General features: G+C 39.9%; 25 protein-coding genes. 23 read left to right on the top strand and 2 right to left on the bottom strand.

The window, feature by feature from the left end:
* Positions 1-91: 91 nt before the first annotated feature.
* Complete coding sequence (locus MH215_RS05205) at positions 92-958, bottom strand: MurR/RpiR family transcriptional regulator (RefSeq protein WP_239288828.1); 867 nt, start codon at positions 956-958, stop codon at positions 92-94.
* A 179-nt stretch (positions 959-1,137) separates the two neighbouring features.
* Between MH215_RS05205 and MH215_RS05200 the strand changes: the two genes are divergently transcribed.
* From MH215_RS05200 to MH215_RS05125, 16 genes are all read left to right on the top strand, one after another.
* On the top strand, positions 1,138-2,157 hold the full coding sequence (locus tag MH215_RS05200) for a Gfo/Idh/MocA family oxidoreductase (RefSeq protein WP_239288827.1): 1,020 nt from the start codon (positions 1,138-1,140) through the stop codon (positions 2,155-2,157).
* Between the two features lies 1 nt (position 2,158).
* Positions 2,159-3,157 (top strand): Gfo/Idh/MocA family protein, encoded by a 999-nt coding sequence (locus tag MH215_RS05195; protein WP_239288826.1) that lies wholly within the window; start codon positions 2,159-2,161, stop codon positions 3,155-3,157.
* Between the two features lie 250 nt (positions 3,158-3,407).
* On the top strand, positions 3,408-4,028 hold the full coding sequence (locus tag MH215_RS05190) for a histidine phosphatase family protein (protein ID WP_239288825.1): 621 nt from the start codon (positions 3,408-3,410) through the stop codon (positions 4,026-4,028).
* 70 nt (positions 4,029-4,098) lie between these two features.
* A complete protein-coding gene (locus MH215_RS05185) occupies positions 4,099-4,824 on the top strand; it encodes a DUF1361 domain-containing protein (protein WP_239288824.1) in 726 nt (241 codons plus the stop codon).
* Between the two features lie 60 nt (positions 4,825-4,884).
* Positions 4,885-5,220 (top strand): HIT family protein, encoded by a 336-nt coding sequence (locus MH215_RS05180; RefSeq protein ID WP_239288818.1) that lies wholly within the window; start codon positions 4,885-4,887, stop codon positions 5,218-5,220.
* A 45-nt stretch (positions 5,221-5,265) separates the two neighbouring features.
* The gene (locus MH215_RS05175) at positions 5,266-5,724 is read left to right on the top strand and encodes a hypothetical protein (protein ID WP_239288817.1); all 459 of its coding nucleotides are present in this window, start codon (positions 5,266-5,268) and stop codon (positions 5,722-5,724) included.
* Positions 5,725-5,881: 157 nt separating this feature from the next.
* Complete coding sequence (locus MH215_RS05170) at positions 5,882-7,285, top strand: outer membrane protein assembly factor BamB family protein (RefSeq protein WP_239288816.1); 1,404 nt, start codon at positions 5,882-5,884, stop codon at positions 7,283-7,285.
* Between the two features lie 633 nt (positions 7,286-7,918).
* Positions 7,919-8,704, top strand: coding sequence for a copper amine oxidase N-terminal domain-containing protein (locus tag MH215_RS05165; protein WP_239288815.1), 786 nt, complete (start codon positions 7,919-7,921; stop codon positions 8,702-8,704).
* Positions 8,705-8,872: 168 nt separating this feature from the next.
* A complete protein-coding gene (locus MH215_RS05160) occupies positions 8,873-9,181 on the top strand; it encodes a hypothetical protein (protein WP_239288814.1) in 309 nt (102 codons plus the stop codon).
* Between the two features lie 98 nt (positions 9,182-9,279).
* A complete protein-coding gene (locus tag MH215_RS05155; protein WP_239288813.1) occupies positions 9,280-9,918 on the top strand; it encodes an NAD(P)-dependent oxidoreductase in 639 nt (212 codons plus the stop codon).
* A 98-nt stretch (positions 9,919-10,016) separates the two neighbouring features.
* Complete coding sequence (locus tag MH215_RS05150; protein WP_239288812.1) at positions 10,017-10,931, top strand: hypothetical protein; 915 nt, start codon at positions 10,017-10,019, stop codon at positions 10,929-10,931.
* On the top strand, positions 10,931-11,182 hold the full coding sequence (locus MH215_RS05145) for a type II toxin-antitoxin system HicB family antitoxin (protein WP_239288811.1): 252 nt from the start codon (positions 10,931-10,933) through the stop codon (positions 11,180-11,182). The genes MH215_RS05150 and MH215_RS05145 overlap by 1 nt, the downstream gene beginning before the upstream one ends.
* Positions 11,183-11,292: 110 nt before the next feature.
* The gene (locus MH215_RS05140; protein ID WP_056691728.1) at positions 11,293-11,637 is read left to right on the top strand and encodes a YojF family protein; all 345 of its coding nucleotides are present in this window, start codon (positions 11,293-11,295) and stop codon (positions 11,635-11,637) included.
* Between the two features lie 19 nt (positions 11,638-11,656).
* Positions 11,657-12,331 (top strand): bacillithiol biosynthesis deacetylase BshB2, encoded by a 675-nt coding sequence (gene bshB2, locus MH215_RS05135; RefSeq protein ID WP_239288809.1) that lies wholly within the window; start codon positions 11,657-11,659, stop codon positions 12,329-12,331.
* A 453-nt stretch (positions 12,332-12,784) separates the two neighbouring features.
* Positions 12,785-13,129 (top strand): DoxX family protein, encoded by a 345-nt coding sequence (locus tag MH215_RS05130; RefSeq protein WP_239288807.1) that lies wholly within the window; start codon positions 12,785-12,787, stop codon positions 13,127-13,129.
* Positions 13,130-13,199: 70 nt separating this feature from the next.
* Complete coding sequence (locus MH215_RS05125; RefSeq protein ID WP_239288805.1) at positions 13,200-13,625, top strand: MarR family winged helix-turn-helix transcriptional regulator; 426 nt, start codon at positions 13,200-13,202, stop codon at positions 13,623-13,625.
* 250 nt (positions 13,626-13,875) lie between these two features.
* On the opposite strand, the gene MH215_RS05120 is transcribed toward MH215_RS05125, so the two are convergent.
* Complete coding sequence (locus MH215_RS05120) at positions 13,876-14,442, bottom strand: cysteine hydrolase family protein (RefSeq protein WP_239288803.1); 567 nt, start codon at positions 14,440-14,442, stop codon at positions 13,876-13,878.
* A 164-nt stretch (positions 14,443-14,606) separates the two neighbouring features.
* Here MH215_RS05120 and MH215_RS05115 point away from each other — a divergent pair, with 164 nt between their 5' ends.
* The 7 genes from MH215_RS05115 to MH215_RS05085 all read left to right on the top strand — a co-directional run bounded on the left by MH215_RS05115 (position 14,607) and on the right by MH215_RS05085 (position 20,425).
* Entirely contained in the window at positions 14,607-15,134 is a 528-nt protein-coding gene (locus MH215_RS05115; RefSeq protein ID WP_239288801.1) for an RNA polymerase sigma factor, read from the top strand.
* Positions 15,121-16,596: a DUF4179 domain-containing protein gene (locus MH215_RS05110; RefSeq protein ID WP_239288799.1), complete on the top strand. Its 1,476-nt coding sequence runs from the start codon at positions 15,121-15,123 to the stop codon at positions 16,594-16,596. The genes MH215_RS05115 and MH215_RS05110 overlap by 14 nt, the downstream gene beginning before the upstream one ends.
* Positions 16,597-16,848: 252 nt before the next feature.
* Complete coding sequence (locus tag MH215_RS05105) at positions 16,849-17,745, top strand: PhzF family phenazine biosynthesis isomerase (RefSeq protein ID WP_239288797.1); 897 nt, start codon at positions 16,849-16,851, stop codon at positions 17,743-17,745.
* Between the two features lie 65 nt (positions 17,746-17,810).
* Entirely contained in the window at positions 17,811-18,803 is a 993-nt protein-coding gene (locus MH215_RS05100; RefSeq protein ID WP_239288791.1) for a phosphotransferase enzyme family protein, read from the top strand.
* A 20-nt stretch (positions 18,804-18,823) separates the two neighbouring features.
* Positions 18,824-19,285, top strand: coding sequence for a VOC family protein (locus MH215_RS05095; RefSeq protein WP_239288789.1), 462 nt, complete (start codon positions 18,824-18,826; stop codon positions 19,283-19,285).
* Between the two features lie 4 nt (positions 19,286-19,289).
* A complete protein-coding gene (locus MH215_RS05090) occupies positions 19,290-19,838 on the top strand; it encodes a GNAT family N-acetyltransferase (protein ID WP_239288784.1) in 549 nt (182 codons plus the stop codon).
* 65 nt (positions 19,839-19,903) lie between these two features.
* Positions 19,904-20,425 (top strand): DNA topology modulation protein, encoded by a 522-nt coding sequence (locus MH215_RS05085; protein WP_239288782.1) that lies wholly within the window; start codon positions 19,904-19,906, stop codon positions 20,423-20,425.
* Positions 20,426-20,444: the final 19 nt, after the last annotated feature.

Here is a 20,444-nt window from a genome sequence, read left to right as displayed (position 1 = left end):
AAGACTATGCCAACAAGGCTATCTCGATTAACGGGATGGCCTTATTTTATTTGATGAGATATGTGCTCAGTTAGTCTAGTGAGATCATCAATTAAATATCCTTCATCAAGTTGTTGATTTGAAACTTCTTAAGTGACTCCGTTGTTGTATGCATATTCTTCAAGTATTCAATCTTGTAGAGACAAGAGTAAAGCACGTTCAACACGTATTCAAAAGCAATCTGTGATGAGAACGTACCGATCTTAGCGAGCTTTTCCTCATCATTAGGAACACGAATACAATACGTACTGAGTTTGGCTAACTCACTCTGGTTACTTGCTGTAATGGTGATGAACGGGATATTCTCGCGGTTGAAGTGCTGCGCCACTTGAACATAATTCGGTGAGATCCCATGATACGTTAGGAAAATAGCACAATCCTCCGAAGTTAAATTGATGGTGTGATAAATCCATTCCGATAGCTCTGTCGCAATGACGACATACTTATTAATTTTAAAACATTTATTTTGAAAACTTTTTGCCCGGATTTGTGAATCCCCCTGTGCATAGATGAAGATACGATTGGCACTATTCAGCAGATGTGCTGTCTGTGATAAGAGCTCGTCGTCCATATATGCAACGTTTTTTTCAATGGTTTCCTTCATTAGCTCTGCAATCTCTTGTGCCACCTGCAGTGAAGATTCGCTTGAGCCAAATGGATAGTTAGGATTTACATTGGAGATGGGCTGAGTGCTCTGTTGGAACTCTCGGGCAAGCGTAATGGTGAACTCTTTGAATCCCGTAAGCCCGAGCTTCTGCGTTAGGCGATGGATAGCCGAGTGAGATGTATATGTTGCTTTGGCAAGCTCTTGAATGCTTAGTTGGAGAACCTGCTCTTTGTGCTTCAATATGTAGGATGCGATGCTTTGTTCATTTGGTGTAAAGTTCTGCATTTCGGATAACTGCATTAGGATGTTCAACAGGATCACTCCAGCTTCTGTAAATTAACGTGAATCAAGATTAAAGAATAAACATTTTGTTCAGAAAACTACCCGTGTAGCTTGTACATAATGATCGAAAGTACCGTTATCGCGTCAAAGTCTTTACGCAAGACCGTCTTATTCTATAATAAATGAAAAGACTCTGAGGAGGAAACTTTATGTTGAACATTGGATACATCGGTAATGGAAAAAGCACGAATCGATATCATCTTCCGTTCTCACTGAACCGGGATGAACTGAACGTCAAAACCATTTATGCACGCAGCTTGGAGAAAGCGGAATGGGAGAGAGTACCAGGTGTTCAGTATACGGATGACATTTTATCTCTGATGAACGACCAAGACATTCAATTAATTGTCATCTGTACCCACACAGAGTCACATTACAGTTATGCCAAAATGGCACTGGATCATGGCAAACATGTACTCGTTGAGAAGCCTTTTATGTTAACAAAAGAAGAAGCCGTGTCTATTTTCCAATATGCAAAAGAAAAGAATCTGGTCATTCAATGTTATCAAAATAGACGATATGACTCAGACTTCCTGACAACTAAGAAAGTGATTGAATCCGGCAAGCTTGGGGATCTCCTGGAAGTTGAAATGCATTACGATTATTATCGACCTGAAATACCTAACGCAGTCTCCCAGTTCTCCAAATACAATAGTTATCTATATGGACATGGGGTGCACACGATTGATCAAGTCCTCTCTTATTTCGGTAAACCAGACCGTATCCATTATGATGTTCGTCAGTTGTTAGGCCCCGGCAGAATGAATGATTATTTTGATCTGGACTTCTATTACAATTCACTCAAAGTATCTGTGAAATCAAGCTTTTTCCGTCTGAAACCAAGGCCAAGCTTTGTGGTATATGGTAAGAAGGGTATCTTTGTGAAGCAAACAGAGGATCGCCAAGAGGAGCATTTGAAATTATTTTATCTTCCTAAAGGGCATGATGACTTTGGGATTGATCTGCCTCAGCACTATGGCATGCTTACGTATGTGGATGATGATGGAACGTACCATGAGGAAAAAGTGATTTCCGAAAAAGGCGATTATGCTTGCGTGTATGACGATATTTATCAAGCCATCGTACATGGCCGAGACAAAGTAATCCGTGACGAAGAAACCATATTAGCTATGGAAATCTTAGAGAATGGCATGAAAGGATGTAGCTGAGATGAAACTAGGAATCGTTGGAGCAGGTATGATTGTTCAGGATCTATTGAGTTTTATTAAGGACATTCCTACTATAACCTTGCAAGCAATAAGCTCTAGACCAACTCATGAGGAAAAATTACGTTTGCTGCAGCAACAATATAGCATTGAGCAAGTGTATTCTAACTATAGTGAGATGTTAAGCGATCCTGACGTGGATACAGTGTATATCGGATTGCCGAATCATCTCCATTACGACTATGCCAAAGAAGCGTTGTTACATGGTAAACATGTCATTTGCGAGAAACCTTTTACATCGAATCTGTCTGAGTTCCTGGAACTAAAAGAGTTAGCTGAGAAGAAACAGTTAATTCTGGTAGAAGCGATTACCAATCAATATTTAAAAAACTACCTGTCCATGAAGGATCACATCCCTAAATTGGGAGATATCAAAATTGTCGAATGTAATTATTCACAATACTCATCGCGGTATGCTGCTTTCCAGGCAGGGGAGGTCTTGCCAGCATTTAATCCAGAGATGTCTGGCGGGGCATTGATGGATATTAACTTATATAACATTCATCTCGTTGTAGGCCTGTTCGGCAGTCCTGAGAGAGTAGAATACTGGCCTAACATGGAGCGAGACATTGATACATCAGGCATTTTGTTTCTAGATTACGGTGATTTCAAGTGTGTCTGTATAGGTTCTAAAGACAGCACAGCTCCTAATTCCGTAAACATTCAAGGAAACAAAGGGTATATTCATATGGCAAGTTCTGCGAATATCGTCGACAGCTATAATTATGTCCTTAATAAGCAAGAGACGATCCGTGTGGATCAAAAAGATCATGCTCATCGTATGTATGATGAATTCGTGGAATTCGATCGAATCATTCGTGAGCTAGATTGGAACAAAGCAGCTCAAATGCTTGAGCATAGTGAAAGAGTGATGCAGGTTGTAGAGCAGGCCAAGCAATCAGCCAATCTTGTTTTTGGTCCAGATCGATTACGCCATAATTAAAGAGCAACAGAGCAAACAATAGATTCAGACGACTTGACCGTATCCTGGTATGTTACCGGGAGCGGTCTTTGTTTTTTTGGAAGTAACAGTGTAAACAGAGGAGTGGAATGTTGATATCTGATCCATATTTCACTTCGCAAACCTTCATCTCTAGGTTATATTAGAGGTTGTATAATATTGGAAAGGCAAGGAGCTAGATCTCTTAAGGTGAAATAAACTTACGATGATATGCAGAAAGGGTTGGATTATCTTGAAGATATATTTAGTAAGACATGGCGCAGATGAGGAAGGATATCGCGGTGGCTGGAGCCAACGTGGTTTAGTTAAAGAGGGGATTGTTGAATCTCAGAAACTAGGTGAGTACCTTCAAGCCAATCCAAATGAATATAGCATCAACACGATCATTAGCAGTGATCTTCCAAGAGCAGTTCAAACAACGCAAGAATTGGAGCTAAAGCTAGGCCTAAGTAGCATTGCCAACAAGGAATGGAGAGAGATGAATAATGGTGTGTTAGCTGGAATGCCTCATGCACAGGCTGAGGTGCACTACGCAGGTGTATACTTTAACACTTTACATATGGATAGTGAATTCCCAGGTGGGGAATCACCGCGGCATTTCTACGATCGGATTAATCAATCCTTTCGTGAATTATGCAGGAGAATCGAAGATCAGGAACTTGCGTCGAACGTGTTGTTAGTTACCCATGGCGGTGTAATTAATATGTTGTACTATGTGCTGAGCGGGCAGGAGTGGACTAACCAAAGTTCATTCTATCCCATCGATCATACAAGCATCCATACTGTAACGAAAGCAAATGAAGGATGGAAAATGAGTGAAATGAATATAAGAAATCATTTGAATGAAACATAAATTCCAATGCTACAGCGTTCTATTTCACACTACACACAGCGTTTCAAGCAACCTTGGTTAAGGAGTATTTATGGACAATAACAAGACACCTATTGAAAATCTAAGATTAATTAGTGTGTTGGTTCTGGCAACTCTATGTTGTCTTGGGCTGGCTCATTATTTACGTTTCCAATCAGACAAGAATATGTTTAACTTCCTGAGCTGGGATGTCTTCTTAGCTTGGGTTCCATTCATTCTATCGAGTATCATCAGATATGTATCTAGTAAAAAGATAACGAAGCTTAGCCTTATTGGCATAGGGCTGCTGAGTGTTGTTTGGCTTTTCTTCCTTCCGAATTCTGCGTATCTGTTTACTGAAATTCTACATTCATTTCGATATTTGGATGCACAAGGGGAGGCAAGATTTTGGTTCCAAATGGACTTTTGGTATAGTCTGACGGTAACCTTTGGAGTAGCCATCTTAGGTCTGTTTCTCTCCATATGTTCCATACATCAAGTCCACCGATTATTAAATCGAATGATGAGCAGAGTGAGTAGCATGTTGATTATTGCTGTAATTATTCTGTTGAGTAGTTTAGGCGTATATATCGGGCGATTCAACCGGTGGAATAGCTGGGATCTATTATCACAACCTGAGCAAATTCTAAGAGACCTCATGACAGATATAAGCTCGGGACGAGGTATATTATTAGAATTTGTTGCTATTCTATTTCTGATCCAAGTTTTTGGATACGTGATTGTAGGTTTGTTGACTGCGAGATCGAGTAAGCAAGAAGTGAGAACCATTAATCACTAGTATAATATTTGGCAAACGGTATTGCAGTAACTGATAAACTTGAATTAGGAGCGTGAGTAGATGACGAACGATTTTTATTGTGACGAGGTATTGAACGGTAAAACAAAAGTAACGACCGTAATGGAAACAGAGAATGTCTTAGCGTATTATCACACTCGTCCGTTCTATGAAGTTCATATTGTTGTCATTCCCAAGAAACATATTGACTCGTTAATAAGTCTTATGGAAGAGCGAGACCATCTGTTGTTAATTGAGCTGATGGAGGTTGTTTCACAGGTTTCTACAAGATTAATCTCCGAGTACGGGGCGAGCAAAATTGTGACTAATATAGGAAACTACCAGGATTCCAAACATCTACATTGGCATGTTGTGTACGGAGATATAATAAGAGATTAATACATATAACTGAGGATAACCCCAGTGTTGTGGAGGTGAGGATATATGTATGCGAAGGATTACCGATATATTGGGATGAAGATCATAGCGATTTTCGTCTCAACGCTGATCTTGAGTTTGTATGGATCTTGGAGAGCCTATACACCCGAACCTGATCGAGTATCTGACGTAGGTTATTACTCTTTCGGTGGAATATTCGCGATCCAAGTCGTTCCGTTATTCTTTGTATTTATCATATTAGGCTTAATAGTGTCTCCATTTGTCGATACAATGATATTTAATAAATTCCACTCTAAGGGTGTAAAAGGATTATTAACGTTCATAGTCGCTTATCTGTTGCTGGGTGTGGTTAGTGGAATAATCGTCTCGATCTTCTTTCGTAGAGTGGAATCCGTCTTATTTTTCATTACCATTTCAATTTTGGGTGCAATGATTTTTCTGTTCGTTCAACTAGCCATCCAAGGCATTTTTTATAAGCGCAGAGCAACGAATGATGCAAACTAAATCGAATAAACAGCTCATGAACTCAAGAAGTCACCTAATGGTGGCTTTTTTTAGATTTTGTTTAGTTAATTACAAAATTTGCAACTTTATCATTGATCATCGCGTTATGTCTATGTGGTCACATATGGAAGTATTTAGTCTAGGAGGTATATCTAACATGTCCAACAAACAGAATCACCCAATGAACTCATTTCGCCAAACCAGATTAATTAAGCCTGTCATGGCAGGCGTTACGGCTGCTATGTTTGCAGCTTATGGTGTGCTTGGCGTATTACCAACTCAAGCCCAAGCAGAAGCATCTGATATTTCGGTGCGCAACTGGCATTCATATAATAGCTACTCCGTACCTGAGGTAAAAGTATCATGGAGTGCCAAAGTAGATAATTACCTTAAGATGAACGAAGCTTACTTAGAAAGTAGTGCTATTGCCGAAGAGGGTAAGGTATTTACATTTGTAGGCTCGAAATTGGTTGCACTCGATGCCAAAACGGGGAAACAGTTATGGACGTATGGCAAAAAACTAACACCATTCATCACTTACAAGGATGGGACTCTCTACGGATTAAGTGCTGATCACAAACCTTATGCACTGACTGCAAAGACAGGTAAGGTGAAGTGGCAGTCTGGCACATCCACGAGTATAGATGCAATGCTGCGTACCGAAGCCTTAATTCCTAAGACAGATACATTCTATGTGATTAATGGAAGTACAACTTTTGCATTTGATATGAAGTCAGGCAAGCTACGCTGGAAGGCGAATGAACCGTTGGGTGAAGGAAACGGCACTGCGTATCTAGAGGAGTCTGATGGGGTTGTACTGCGAATTTACAATGTGCAAGGTGCACTTTCATCGATTCAACTTAATGCGTATGACAAGAAAACAGGCAAGAAGCTATGGAGTGAATTCGGTCAGGGGGAAGCTCTGCAAATTAAAAATGGTCTTATATATTCGATCGACTATTACTCGCCAATGCTGGAAGAATACGATTCAAACCCTAATCGAACCTGGAAGGTCAATGTGTACAATTTGAAGACGGGTGTGTTGAAAGGCAGTCAAGAGTATTCGTGGAAAATGGCTGGCGAACCACCGTATGTCAATGGTCGAGGCAGTATATTGGCGAACCAAGATAACTTGTACATTGAACAGGGGGATAAAATAGCAGAGTATTCGCTAAACGCTTATATAAAAGGAAGTGCTCCCCTGCGAACATTACAGCGACCTCATGGTGACAATCTAGAGTTGATCGGCATCGTTCAAGAACGCCTGATCTATAAAAATTATGCGACAGGGGAACTGACAGGTATTAAGCTGGCGAATGGTCAGGAGGTCAAATGGTTAGGGGATGCACCTATTTCCCAGATTGATGTCTATGGTAAAGGCATGTATCGAGCACAGCGCAACGGTACCTTACTTGGCATCGATATGCTGTCGGCAAAGCCTCTTTTCCGGGTAGCAACCGGAGGAGATCTGCATCATAGAACGCTAAAAACGGACGGTATGCTCATCATTCAGACTGAAGGCAAGATTCTCGGCGTGAAATTACCAGCAGCTCTGAAATAAGCTCTGAGCCAAAAAAGGTGGGTATATGGTTTGAATCGAACCAGTGAGGGAGTACCATTTTTCTCGCGTTTCTTAATCTCTAATATGATTGTCACGCTAATCGCCGTTGGCATATATGGTGGATGTATGCTCATAGATCCTCAAGCCGGCGTAGATATGAGTGATCGTGTCAGTATTATATTTTATTTTGCTTATATCAGCGTACCCGTATTTGTCGTATTCGTATTGTTCAGTACGGTTCTAGTTTGGCTCAGAGATAGGTTACTAAAGAGAAGGCGCACTACGAATTTCATCGTATATCATGTTGTAATTGCCGGAATTGTAAGTGTTATATTTTATCTTGTGCATAGTGCATTTCATGAAACTAGATTCCTTCTAGTCATATCACCATTTATATCTACACTAACATTTAGTGCTTTATATGAAATGTATATTCCTAAAACTTAATTTACGTTCTTGCTCGCTTAAAAGTGATGTAAGGAACAAAGCCGTAGCTCTGGAGCATTCAGTGCTGCGGTTTTGTTCATCGATAAGTAGTAACGAAGATTGTACCAATATTTAGAAATTGTATTTAAACGAGTCGCTATATATAATTCTAGACCTACATATTACATCCTTGGGAGAGCAGACATTATGAACAAGATTCTTTCAGTACTTATCATTTTTCTATTCATTCATACCGTTGGATTCTCAGCAGCCGTTTCAGCATCTGAGTTGAAAGAATTGCCTATCATTATTAATAACGGCAAGATTATTAGTGGTAGAACGTTAATTCCAATTAAGGTGGTTTCTACCCATTTCGGGTATCAGGTACATTGGAATCAAGAAGCCAAGATTGTTACGATCCTTGGCGAGGATACTATGATCCGTATGAAAATAAATTCTAACGAAGTGAGCTTGAACGATCAGAAGGTTACGCTTGAAGTGCCCGCGCAGGTATACAACGGGGTTACCTATGTTCCTTTGAAATTTCTGATTGATGTGTTTGGAGCCAACGTCAGTTGGAATTCGACCTTCAAGGTAGCGCAAGTGCTATGGGAAGATCAAATCATATTAATATACACGGAAATTAAACGGATTCCCGATCTGACTGATAAACAGGTTGATAGTCTGTCCAAGGCAGCTAATGAGGCTGCGGTGATTACAGATGTGAAATATGCTAAAGTACATCTTAAACCTTATTTTACGGATAAATTGCTAGGTAAGATCCTATGGAATAAAGGTTTGCCTTTTCGAATCCAATTTGATTCCAAACATCAAAGTGCAGTCACCTATCCGAATGTCTACCATTCCGAAGCTGTAATGACTCAGCTCTCTTACTTTGCGCTCCACACCTGGGTCACTCGGACGTTGGAGTTTGAGTATGTGGATGATCGCTGGAAGATCAGCCGAATTGATTTTAAATACACGTATTTCTAATAAAATGAAAAGCTAGCTTAGCGAAAAACGGCTGCATCTGCCAGAACTTTGGCGTATGTCGTCGTTTTTTTGACATTAGATTCAGAGAATGAGAAAATGTTGTGTTGTGAGAAATGGATATGAGGGAACTGTTCCCAGATAAGAAAGCTATATATAGGAGGTCTATAAATGAATCAACGGTATCGTATTACACGAACTATGCAGGAGAATAACGCGGAACAAGCGATCACTTTGGAGGAATGTAAGCAGTATTTTGCGGACAAAGATGAATTTGCGTACTCTGCCGTTTTACATGTAAAAGGGCCTGAGAGTATCATGTCGATTGACGGAGATTTTTTCATGTGGTCACATGAGGGGAACGAAATTCCATTTCGATTATTCTCGGGAGATCTGTATGTGGCAATCTCCAATGAAGCGGTCGTTCCCAAAATGATTGAGATCGCAACCGATCTGCGCGCCGATATCATTGAGGGATAGAATGGTGATTGAACAACATACCAGTTAAGAGGATAGCGAGACCGCGATGCAATTATAGAGAATAAAAGGTAGTTATTTTGAGCGACAGGAGTAAGGTTATGAACATTATTGTTTTTGGAGCCACTGGCAAAACCGGCCGCGATATCGTAGCAGGAGCACTGAAGAATGGGCATCAGGTTACCGCATTTGTTCGCAATCCGTCCAAGCTGAACATGACTCATCCCAATCTTCATGTCCATACCGGAGAGATTACGAATATGGAAGACGTTGATAGAGTCACCAAAGCCCAATATTATGATGTGGCTTATTCAGCGATAGGTTCTAAAGGGATGTTTAAACGCGAACCCTTACTCATTCAAGCCATGCATCATATGATCAAAGCATCTGAGCAGAACGGTGTAGGCAAGTTCATTCATATCTCCTTCGCTGGTGTGCGATCAGATGCTGGTAAGTTAGGTTTGTTGTATAAGCTAATTGTCCCTAATGTGATGAAAAACTTGCTTCATGACCATCGAGAGAAGGATGCGATAATCAAGAAAAGTAGTCTAAACTGGGTGCTCGTACAGCCACCCATTCTAACAGTTGAGCCATATTCCGGAAAGTATGTGCATGAGGTGCACATTCAACTCGATAAGTCACGTAAGTTGAAAATGTCACGAGCCAATTTGGCTGACTTTATGCTGAAGTTAGCGGATGACCATACTTATGACCGTAAAGAGGTTTTTGTCACCGAGTAAGTATTCCCTATATTGAAATCGAACGGCCTAAATGGCAACGTGATTTCTTGCATGAATATCGAACGAAGTTGAGGTGTGAAGTGAGAAGAATTAGTGTAGTGTTATTATGCATTTGTATCATCTATGGATTTTCTCCGCCAGTCCTAACAGGAGCAGCCAAGGCTGTTACAACAATTAAAACGGCTGTACATATGTACAAAGGCCAGCCTTATATTCAGGTTAGCGGTGGCAACCCAGCAATCACGAAGTCGATCAATTCAATTTTAAAGGAACATACAGTAAAAGTAGTTCACACAAACCGTGCAATGCAACAGAACAATAACTCAGCCTGGTATAAAACAAGTGTTAAAACGATGTACAATAATCAAAAGTTATTGTCGGTCGTGTATACAGATGGGATAAATTACACGGATGATAACGTAGGAACCTACATATCTTCAACGTACAATTTTGATCTTACAACAGGTAATCGTATGACCCTAAACGATATAGTTGGTACAGAATTCAAAAGAACTAATCTAATGTCGATCATTTCTCAGAGTCTTCAGTTGAAGTATGATAAGGGTGTTCAGATTATGGAGAAGCGTATTTATGAAATTCCATCGTATTATGTGTCTGAATTTTATTACTACAATAAAGGGATTATAGTACGTTTCCATCCGACTACTGTGGCAGAAGCAGCCGAAGGATTCATTGATGTTACCGTACCATATGACCAATTAAGCGACCAGAATACTAGTCAAACTGTGCCTAAATATCTAGACTATCTACGTACTCATGTGAGTGATTATATCGAAACTGAGATACCGTACTTTGATGGATACAAAATAGGCAATGTTTATGCTTTGAGTAATGATGAGTATTGGGAACAGGTTGAACCTAGATATTATTCAATTCAATCTTACTCGATAACACCTAAAAAGGTGAGGATCTACAAAGATCGAACACGGTACTACATGTGGGTTGAGGGCATGGATGATGTAGTGGAGGTCGAGAGGCTGGTATATCCTTGATGAGAATATATAGAGCTTATGCTATATTCAATTTTGCTGCTGATGGCATTAATGTTACTTTTCCTGAACTACCTGGATGTGTGACGTGTGGTTATACATTAGATGAAGCTTTATACATGGCAAAAGAAGCGCTTGAGTTGTATATCAAAGGTGAGCCTATAGCGGAACTCCCAGCACTAGCTAGCGAGATGCCCGAGTTAACTGACGATAAAGATAGAGTGTATCTGATTGAAGCGAATCATACGGATTGATGCGCCAGACAGAGTCGCATTAGGGTTCTACGTCATTTTATGTATATTCTCGCGCAACATATGTTAAAATGGGATTTGTACTAACATTTATATTAAATAAGGAGGCCAATATGGAGCCGATACAGCCTCAAGACATTCAAAATAGAATCAGCGAACTTGCTGATCAAGATGTATACGTACACCTTGAATTAACGACAGGTGCGTATGCTCAGCACTTGGACAGCACAAGACATCCGGCGTCGGCATTTATTTCCAATGCGGTCATTCGATATACGCAGGGATCTATCTCCGCGACGAGCCCATACCGAGTTGGCTTAAAGACAACGCAGGGATGGATCTATGCTGAAGGCCTTACACATGTTGATGAGCAGGACAAGGATCGCTTAATTTTGGCTGGACATGATACTCAAGGAAAATTGGTTGTAGCATTACAACTCAGCAGAGAAATGTTCTGATGGAAGTGGAGGAGCAAGCATGAATAATGAACAATACAAACATCAGCGCATTTTAGTTGTATTCCCTCATCCAGATGATGAGGCATTCGGAGTTTCGGGAACGTTGGCTAAATACATAGAAGACGGTGCTCACGTCACGTATGCTTGCCTAACCCTTGGGGAAATGGGACGAAATATGGGGATACCTCCATTTGCCAATCGAGTAACGTTACCAGCCATCCGTAAGCAGGAATTGATTGAATCCGCCCACGCGATTGGTATCCAGGACTTAAGAATGCTAGGTTTTCATGATAAAATGATTGAATTTGAAGACCCGGATCTGTTGGATGCCCGGCTTATGGAGTTGATTGATGAGTTGAATCCGTCGCTCGTCATCACGTTCTATCCAGGTTATAGTGTGCATCCCGATCATGATGCGACGGGTGCTGCTGTTATCCGCACAATTAGCCGAATGCCAGCACAGAACCGTCCGGTTGTGCATTGTATCGCATTCGCCAAAAACTATGAGCAGGCTATTGGAAAACCAGACGTCCTCATGGATGTAAAGGCGTTACTTGCGAAGAAAATGGCATCGATCCGCGCACACCGTTCACAGTTCCAAGCAGCTGAGCTTGTCGGTAAAAACGAACTGAATGATAAGGAAATTCAGAAACGCTTCGGAACCGAAGTGTTCTGGACGTATCGATTTGAATAAGCGCTGTGGATCAAGCGGTAAAATTATATTTTAATATTAGATCTGTCCCAGATACAGATCTAAGTGGTCATAAAAGTCGCCTTTGAGGCGACTTTTATGTTTTTATAGCGAAGATTAAGTTAATGAACAAGAACGTAATATGATGCATACGAGCTACTTTAATTACAAGAAGAATACTTCACTATATCTCATGGGAGTCAGGTTTATGGGAAGTGAGTCTAGCTCGTTAATCATTATGAAACAAAGAAAATTACCTACAAAGTTTTCTATAGAGGTTGACAAAGTGGTTAAAATCAAACAAAATATATGCTATAGCATATAGTAATGAAATATAAGTGTGAGTTATCAGCGAAATGTATAATTCGGTGCAATTACATAACGATGCAGCTCGGATACATGCTATAGCATGTTGTTTTAATTCTATATGCAAAACAAATTGAAAGAAGGGTAGATATGTTGATTTTTATTACGGTTTTACAGGTTCTATTAGGTATCTTTTTCTTATTTACGGGTAGCAAAATTATTTCGGGTAAGATGGCCGAAGAATTCAAACGTTTTGGATTGCCCTCTTTCTTTAATATCTTAACCGGTTCGTTTGAGATTGTGGGAGCCATAGGTATGATCGTTGGGATATGGATGCCTATTGCTGCATTTTGGGCGGGATTACTTCTAGGTGGAACGATGCTTGCTGGAGCATTCACCTTGTTGGTTTTAGCTAAAGATCCAATACAAAAAGCTATTCCAGCAATCGTATTGTTTGTTCTTAGCTTGATTGTATCAATGTATCATTTCTTCTAAAACCTAGTTTGTAACATTCATTCAGATCACCTATAATTGGTGTAAGAAAATGACGAATGAGGGTACTGCAATGGACTTATACAATGTGACTGGATTTTTGATCCATAGGACAGATGTCAAGCTTACCAACTATTTTACCAAACAGTTGAAACCTTATGAGGTCACACCTGAACAATGGAGTATTATTTCCTATCTGGATATAGACAAAGCTATGACGCAAAAAGAGTTGGCAGAGGCAATTGATCGGGATCAAACCACTGTCGTGAGAATGATACATTCATTAGAACGTAAAGGAATGGTTCGACGTATCGTTAATGATCAAGATAAGCGTTCCCATCATTTATATTTGTCTCCAAAAGGAGAAGAAGTAAAACAAGGGTTGTTGTTAACGGTCAAAGACGCTCATAACTACGTCACGAGAGGTTTAGAACCGGAGGAACTTGATCAGTTAAAAGTTATATTAAAGAAACTATATACGAATGTGCAAGGAGATTAGTTGGATTTAAGGTGAGCATGAAGCTTATCAAATACATGCTATAGCATTGATTATTAATATCGAGGAAGACGCACAACAGTATGTAGAAGTTATATCTCGAATTCCTAAAGCGATAGACTAACAAAAGCAAAATAGATCGGTTATTCCGATTTATTTTGCTTTCTGTTGTTGTAAACTGAAATATTATCCTTTTGTAACGGATGTTGAATAGATCTTATATATTACTTTTGTATTCTATACAGAATATACTCTAACTAATTTCATTCATGCTGTGTAATAACTCTTCTGTCGTTAGAATCGTGGCGAATTCATGATGTAGTGTTGCAAGCGAGATCTCATGAATGGTCTCCGCAGAATGATAGGTGCCATGTTGGTCATATAAACCAAATGCGGCTACTGCATCTGAAATAAGAGTTGTATTAAATCCTAAGTTACCGCTCATTCGAGTGGTAGTAGACACGCAATGAGGGGTGGTCAAACCTGTTATTACAACATGTGTGATATGATTTTGTCTTAAATGTTCTTCTAGTGGTGTTCCGATAAAACTACTATTCACCTTCTTCGTTAGAACGATTTCCCCTTCACTCGGTTTAACGACCTCTTTAATACCGAATCCTTCATTTGTAGGATGGAATAGAGAATGAGGCTTGTCGGACGTATGCTGGATATGTATGATGAGCCACCCTTTGTCTCTCCACGCACTAAGGATTCTACTAATATTTACTTCTGCTGATGGATTGTTTCTTTCACCCCACTTTGGATCATCAAAAGCCTTTTGAACATCAACTATAATTAGAGCTGTATTTTGATTCTCCAATGACAATTCCTCCAATCCTAATTTTGGGATTAAATCACTTTTATTCTAATCTCTGATTTTGTTTTGCGCAAATGCATTCAATAATAAATATCGGTGCTTGTGAACCAAACAAGGTCTTCGATGATCTAATGAATAGATGAACCTAAAAGAAAGGGGAGCCATGTGTGGATTTATCTGAGAAAGTGACACTTGCAAGGCAAGGAGACCAAGAAGCGTTTGTATATGTAATACGAGCTGTTCAGCAAAGCTTATTCGCCATAGCCAGATCCATGGTGAAGAACAATGAAGACTGTGCTGATGCCATGCAGGAGACCATTGCCAAAGCTTACTCTAATGTACATACACTGAAGGAGCCTACGTATTTTAAAACATGGATTATACGTATTCTGATTAATGAATGTAATCGGATTATTAAGAAAAAGCAGCGAGTAAGCCCGGTTCCATACGATACGAGACAGACATCCTATACGGGGGATTATGGACAAATCGAATTGTTTGAAGTCATAGATAAGCTGGATGAACAGCTCCAGACTATCGTGATGTTATTTTACATTGAGGACATATCGGTCAAGGAAATAGCGAAATTACTTCACGTTTCCGAAGGGACAGTTAAATCACGGTTGTATAGAGCCAGACAGCAACTATCTGAGCTTGTACTAGGGGAAGGAGAGGACAAATATGAATCATCATGATGCACTTGATCGCGAACTCAAGTCATTGTTGAAGTCCAAAGCAGAAGACGTAGCCATTCCTGATCCAGTTCAGAATGCTGTCGAAAATGTATTATCTTCTCTTCCTAAGCAGAAGAGGAAGAAGAGATTTCCTATTAACCGGTGGAGATGGGTAGCTGCGGCTGTTGTTTTCTTTATTCTCCTCGGTGCGATTTCGGTATCGACTGTACCGATATTTTCTGAGATGCTCCGATCTTTATTCGCTAAAGATAACCCGGATATCGGACTATTACGAGCACAAGAGTTAGGGTTAGTTCACAATCCCCATATTAAAGTAAAAGACCAAGGTTATACGCTCGTAATCAATGAAGCTGTGGCCGATCCAACGCGGGTAACGATTGCTCTACAGCTATTTGATCCCAAAGGGAAGCATAATCGTGACAAATTGGTCCTTGGCAATGAGAACCAAATTACGATTAAGGATAGTGAAGGAAATAAGGTAGACACCATGTACGATATGGGATACACGAATGATTTTTATTACGTAGTCGCATTCTTACGTGAGCCTCTTCAGACAGACCGAATTACTATTGAAGGGAATATTCAAAAACTAGGTCAGAGTAATGAAACACAGATTGAAGGAAACTGGGACTTTAGTTTTGATATGGATATGAAAGAGGCAAATAGCAAGACGACCATCGAAGAGTTGTCCGGAAGCTATACAACACCTCACGGGATGACGGTGACGTTGAAGCGACTGACAAGAATGGTACAGGGCGTGCGTCTCGAACTGGAGACAGAGCTTAGTGATGAAGCCATGGCTAGATCACCGGGAGATTTATGGGAGAAACAGCTACTGAGCTTCCATTTTGAGACGATGGATAAAGAAGAGATTCATGCTGTGAATCCGAGAAAACAGGGTTTTATGGATAGTTTGATGACATCTGATCATACGGTCATTGGTAATGGGAAAATGCATTGGAGTTACACATTCAAGTACTTACCTGAAGAAGAACCATACCGTTTTGTCTTAGATGCCTACTCCGTTGCAGAGCTGGATGGAAGCCAATTTGTATTTAATCCCGCTGAATTGGTAGAGCCAAAAGGGTATCAAGTATTGAATGATCACATCGAATTGGTCGGGACAGCACTGAAGGAATCGGATAGGGAAAAAGGCACAGATGAAATGTTCATCTCTTTTTATGCAGAGATGGAAAATGAAATTGATAATAATGTATGGAAGGCAGTCGATACATTTGGTAATGAGTACGAAGTAGGACGCCGAGGTGCATCGTTTCTTATTCATACTTTGCCTGACAATTGGCGTGAAGGATTGATTAGTATGGGGGATCGTGGGATGAAGCAACCATATCAATTTGAAATTAAGGGTTTGAGTCATATTCCTGAGCAGCTTACTCTCATTAGAGAAGTCGTTGATAAACGTTATCAAGACCCCAATTGGTCAGTGCTTCTCAATCAATAAAGCGATGAAATAGAACTTTACTTTAGATGAGATAAATGTAAGAGAGCAATTATAGACAGCAGTTAAGCTACCATTATGGTAGCTTTTTGTTGTTATCCTAGCGCCAGTTTTATTAATTATCGCCTCTAAGCTTCATCATAAGCCCACATATAAAATTGTTCATAATTGGTGTTAACTGGGTTATCATGTAGGTAGTGAATCTATCGGATGAGCAATATCTATAGCAAATCAACTTTGAAAGTGGGAATAGACATGCCTACACTACAAGTTCTACATTACGATGCATTCTCTTCAGAACCTAATATGGGAAACCCGGCGGGAGTTGTGTTGGATGCGGATCATTTGTCTGAAAAGGCAATGCAATCCATTGCACGTTCTGTTGGATTCAATGAGACCGTATTTGTTCTAAAATCCAGTCATGTGGATTATCGACTAAGATATTTTACACCAGGACATGAAATCAACTTATGTGGACATGCAACGATGGCTTCGATGTATTGTTTAAAGACACGAGGTTTCATTGACGCATCCCAAAGTGCTGTTACGATTGAAACGAATGTTGGCATCCTACCTATAACGTTCAATTATATTAATAACGAACTGATGGTAACGATGAAGCAGGATCATCCTCAATTTGTTCCATTTCAAGGGTCAGCTAAGAAGCTGGCAGAGAGCCTAGGCTTATTGGAAGAAGAGATCGATCCAACTATGCCCATCGTGTATGGAAGTACAGGAACATGGACGTTGTTGGTACCTATTAAGAATTTAGAGAGCTTTAGTAGAATGAAGTCTAATAATGATATGTTCCCGGAGATCTTGGTCGAGAATCCAAGGTCTTCTGTGCATCCTTTTGGATTAGAAACAATTAAGCAAGAGGCATTGATGCATGCTAGGCACTTTTCTTCACCGTACTCAGGTACGATCGAAGATGCGATAACAGGAACTGCATCTGGCGTGATGGGAGCTTATTATTTGACATACCTTGATCAAGAAACAACTAACATAGAATTCATCGTGGAACAGGGTACAGAAGTGCATAAAGATGGACAAGTGTTGGTAAATGTAAGTCGTGAGCAAGATCGTATAGACGTGTATATCTCGGGAACAGGGGTCTATGTTCGTAAGCTTGACGTTGAATATATTAGTTAATTGATGGTTCTCTAAAATGCAATACAGTTGGTTTGGAAAGCGACTCCTATTCAGAAGGACGTGACATGCATTTGGTTAATCAACACATTCTATCTCAAGCAGCAATAGCTTTTGGAATGAACCCTACTTCATTAGAGTTTGTCAGTAATTCAACAAATGAGGTCTATAGATACATTAATGATAACCAGATTTATTATCTACGATTGTCCGAAAAATCCATTGAATACGAGATGAGCATACAGGCTGAGGTTCACTGGGTTCGTTTCTTGGCTATGAACGGTGTTCGTGTTTCTATACCCGTATCTACAATAGAAGGAAGCATGACGGCCGTTTGTAGTGATGATGAGAAATGTTATATTGCTACTGCGTTTGAGGGTGCTTCGGGTAAGTTCTTTGATTCAGATCCACAAGCTTGGGATTCACCCTTATTTAAACGATGGGGTGCGACAATGGGACGTATGCATAAGTTAACCAGCTCACTATATGAGCCTATGGATTCACAACATATGAGAGTAAAGTGGAGCACGCTAGAAATCGATAACCCACATTTACATAAAGGTAACTACGCCGTGCTTGTAAATAAGCTTAGAGCAATTGAGCAGGAATTGATGTCGTTATCTAAAAACCCTAAAGCGTATGGGCTAATACATTACGATTTTCATCCTTATAATTTTCTGATTGAACATGGTGAAATCAACGTATTTGATTTTGATGATTCATTGTATGGTTGGTACGCTATGGATATTGGGGTAGCAGCTACACATGCTGTATGGTGGGGCTCAGATCATCCGAAGTGGCATTCCAAAAACGAATTCTCCAAGCATTTCTTAACATCGTTTCTAGAAGGTTATCTGGAGCAAAATAATTTGGATTATGAATGGATCAAGAGAATTCCTTTATTCATGGAATATAGAAATATCAGCTCTTTCTTCTGGTGGCTGAAGGATTGGGATGGGGATGAAGGAAAACTAACGGAGTCTCAGAAGAATGCCATTACTGACGCAGTTGCGCTGATTCAGGCGAATAAAGCATTTGATGGATGCGATTTGCAGTTATAACCACGTAGGAGTTGAGTTAAATGATTCTAGGTCTGTATGAAGCTCATTTACCGGTAAGTAACAAAAATAGATCGATCGATTTTTATTCAAAACTAGGACTGGAGCTTGCCTGGGAAGATGAAGACACGGCCTTTTTCTGGATCGAGAAAGAGAAGAGCTGGCTAGGTCTTTGGGAAGGTGAGGAACATCGGCTGCCATATCATCCTTCCATAAGACATATTGCATTTAGAGTAAGTTATGAGGAACTTAAGCATAGTATGGATTGGCTAAAAACGATTGATGTTGAACCCGTTCCTTTTGGGAGAAGAAGTTCAGTTGAACCTTTTGTACGTGCAAACCAAGGGAATGCCTCCGTATACTTTAACGATCCAGATGGGAATAGTCTTGAGTTGATGTGTTTTGTTTCTGTACCTGAAAAGTTCAAATCAATAACAGATAAACTATCATTTGAAGAATGGGAGAATTTGATTAAGGAGGAGTAGAGGGATGACCATGTTTCCTTTTCAAGTTAATGAATCAATCTCAATCAATATAATACAACCGAGAGATCGGGATGAATTGTACACATTAATTGATAATAATAGAGCGCATCTCCGAAAATGGCTACTGTGGGTTGATAAACGTCAATCCCCATCCGACTTAGATTCTGTTATAGCGATGTGGGCGCAAAATGTTGAAGAGAGAAACGGATTTGATGCAGGAATATGGTACAAACATAAGTTGGTTGGAATGATCGGACTGCATTACATTGATTGGGAGAACAAAGAAACAAGTATTGGGTATCTATTGTCGGAGTCATTCGAAGGCCGCGGAATTATATCAACATCGATCATGGCATTGTTAGATTATTTGTTTGCTGAGTTGAAGTTAAATCGCGTAATCATTCAATGTGCAGAAACCAATCTAAGAAGTCGATCTATTCCAGAACGCATTGGTTTTGTAGAGGAAGGCACTTCAAGAGAAGCTCAGTGGCTGTACGATCATTATGAGAACATTGTGACTTATAGTATGTTATCGAGTGATTGGAGTAAGTAACATTGCTTCTATTTTTCTGAAGAAACCCGTTGCTTAACAATCCATTTGCTGCGAAGGAGAACAAAATGAATCGAATTTTGGTGATTGGATCAGGTGGATCTGGCAAATCAACGCTTTCCAAAAAGTTAGGTAACATGCTTAATCTTCCTGTGATTCATTTAGATGCTTACTTCTGGAATCCAAACTGGGTTCCTAAACCGAATGATGAGTGGGATCAGATGATTGATAAGTTTACTAATCAAGATCAATGGATTATGGACGGCAACTATTCAAGAACAATGAGCACCAGGATGGAGAGAGCGGATGTCATTATCTTTTTGGATATGCCCAGGCTCTTATGCTGCTATCGGATTATCAAACGGCGATTGATGTACCATAACAAGAGTAGACCCGATATGAATGAAGGATGTAATGAAAAGTTGGATTGGGAATTCGTGAAATGGGTCTGGAATTATAAGAAAAGAAGTGGAATGAACGTTCTGAAGAAGCTCGAACATATGCAGGGAGATAAACAAGTCATTATTTTGAATACTAGAAAACAAGTAGATGAATTTATAAGCAGAATAGAAAATAATAGAAGCCTTTAATGATAAATCAATTATTCAG

This window comes from Paenibacillus sp. ACRSA (assembly GCF_022346845.1).
GTDB lineage: Bacteria > Bacillota > Bacilli > Paenibacillales > Paenibacillaceae > Paenibacillus.
This window is presented reverse-complemented; position numbering and strand designations above follow the sequence as displayed.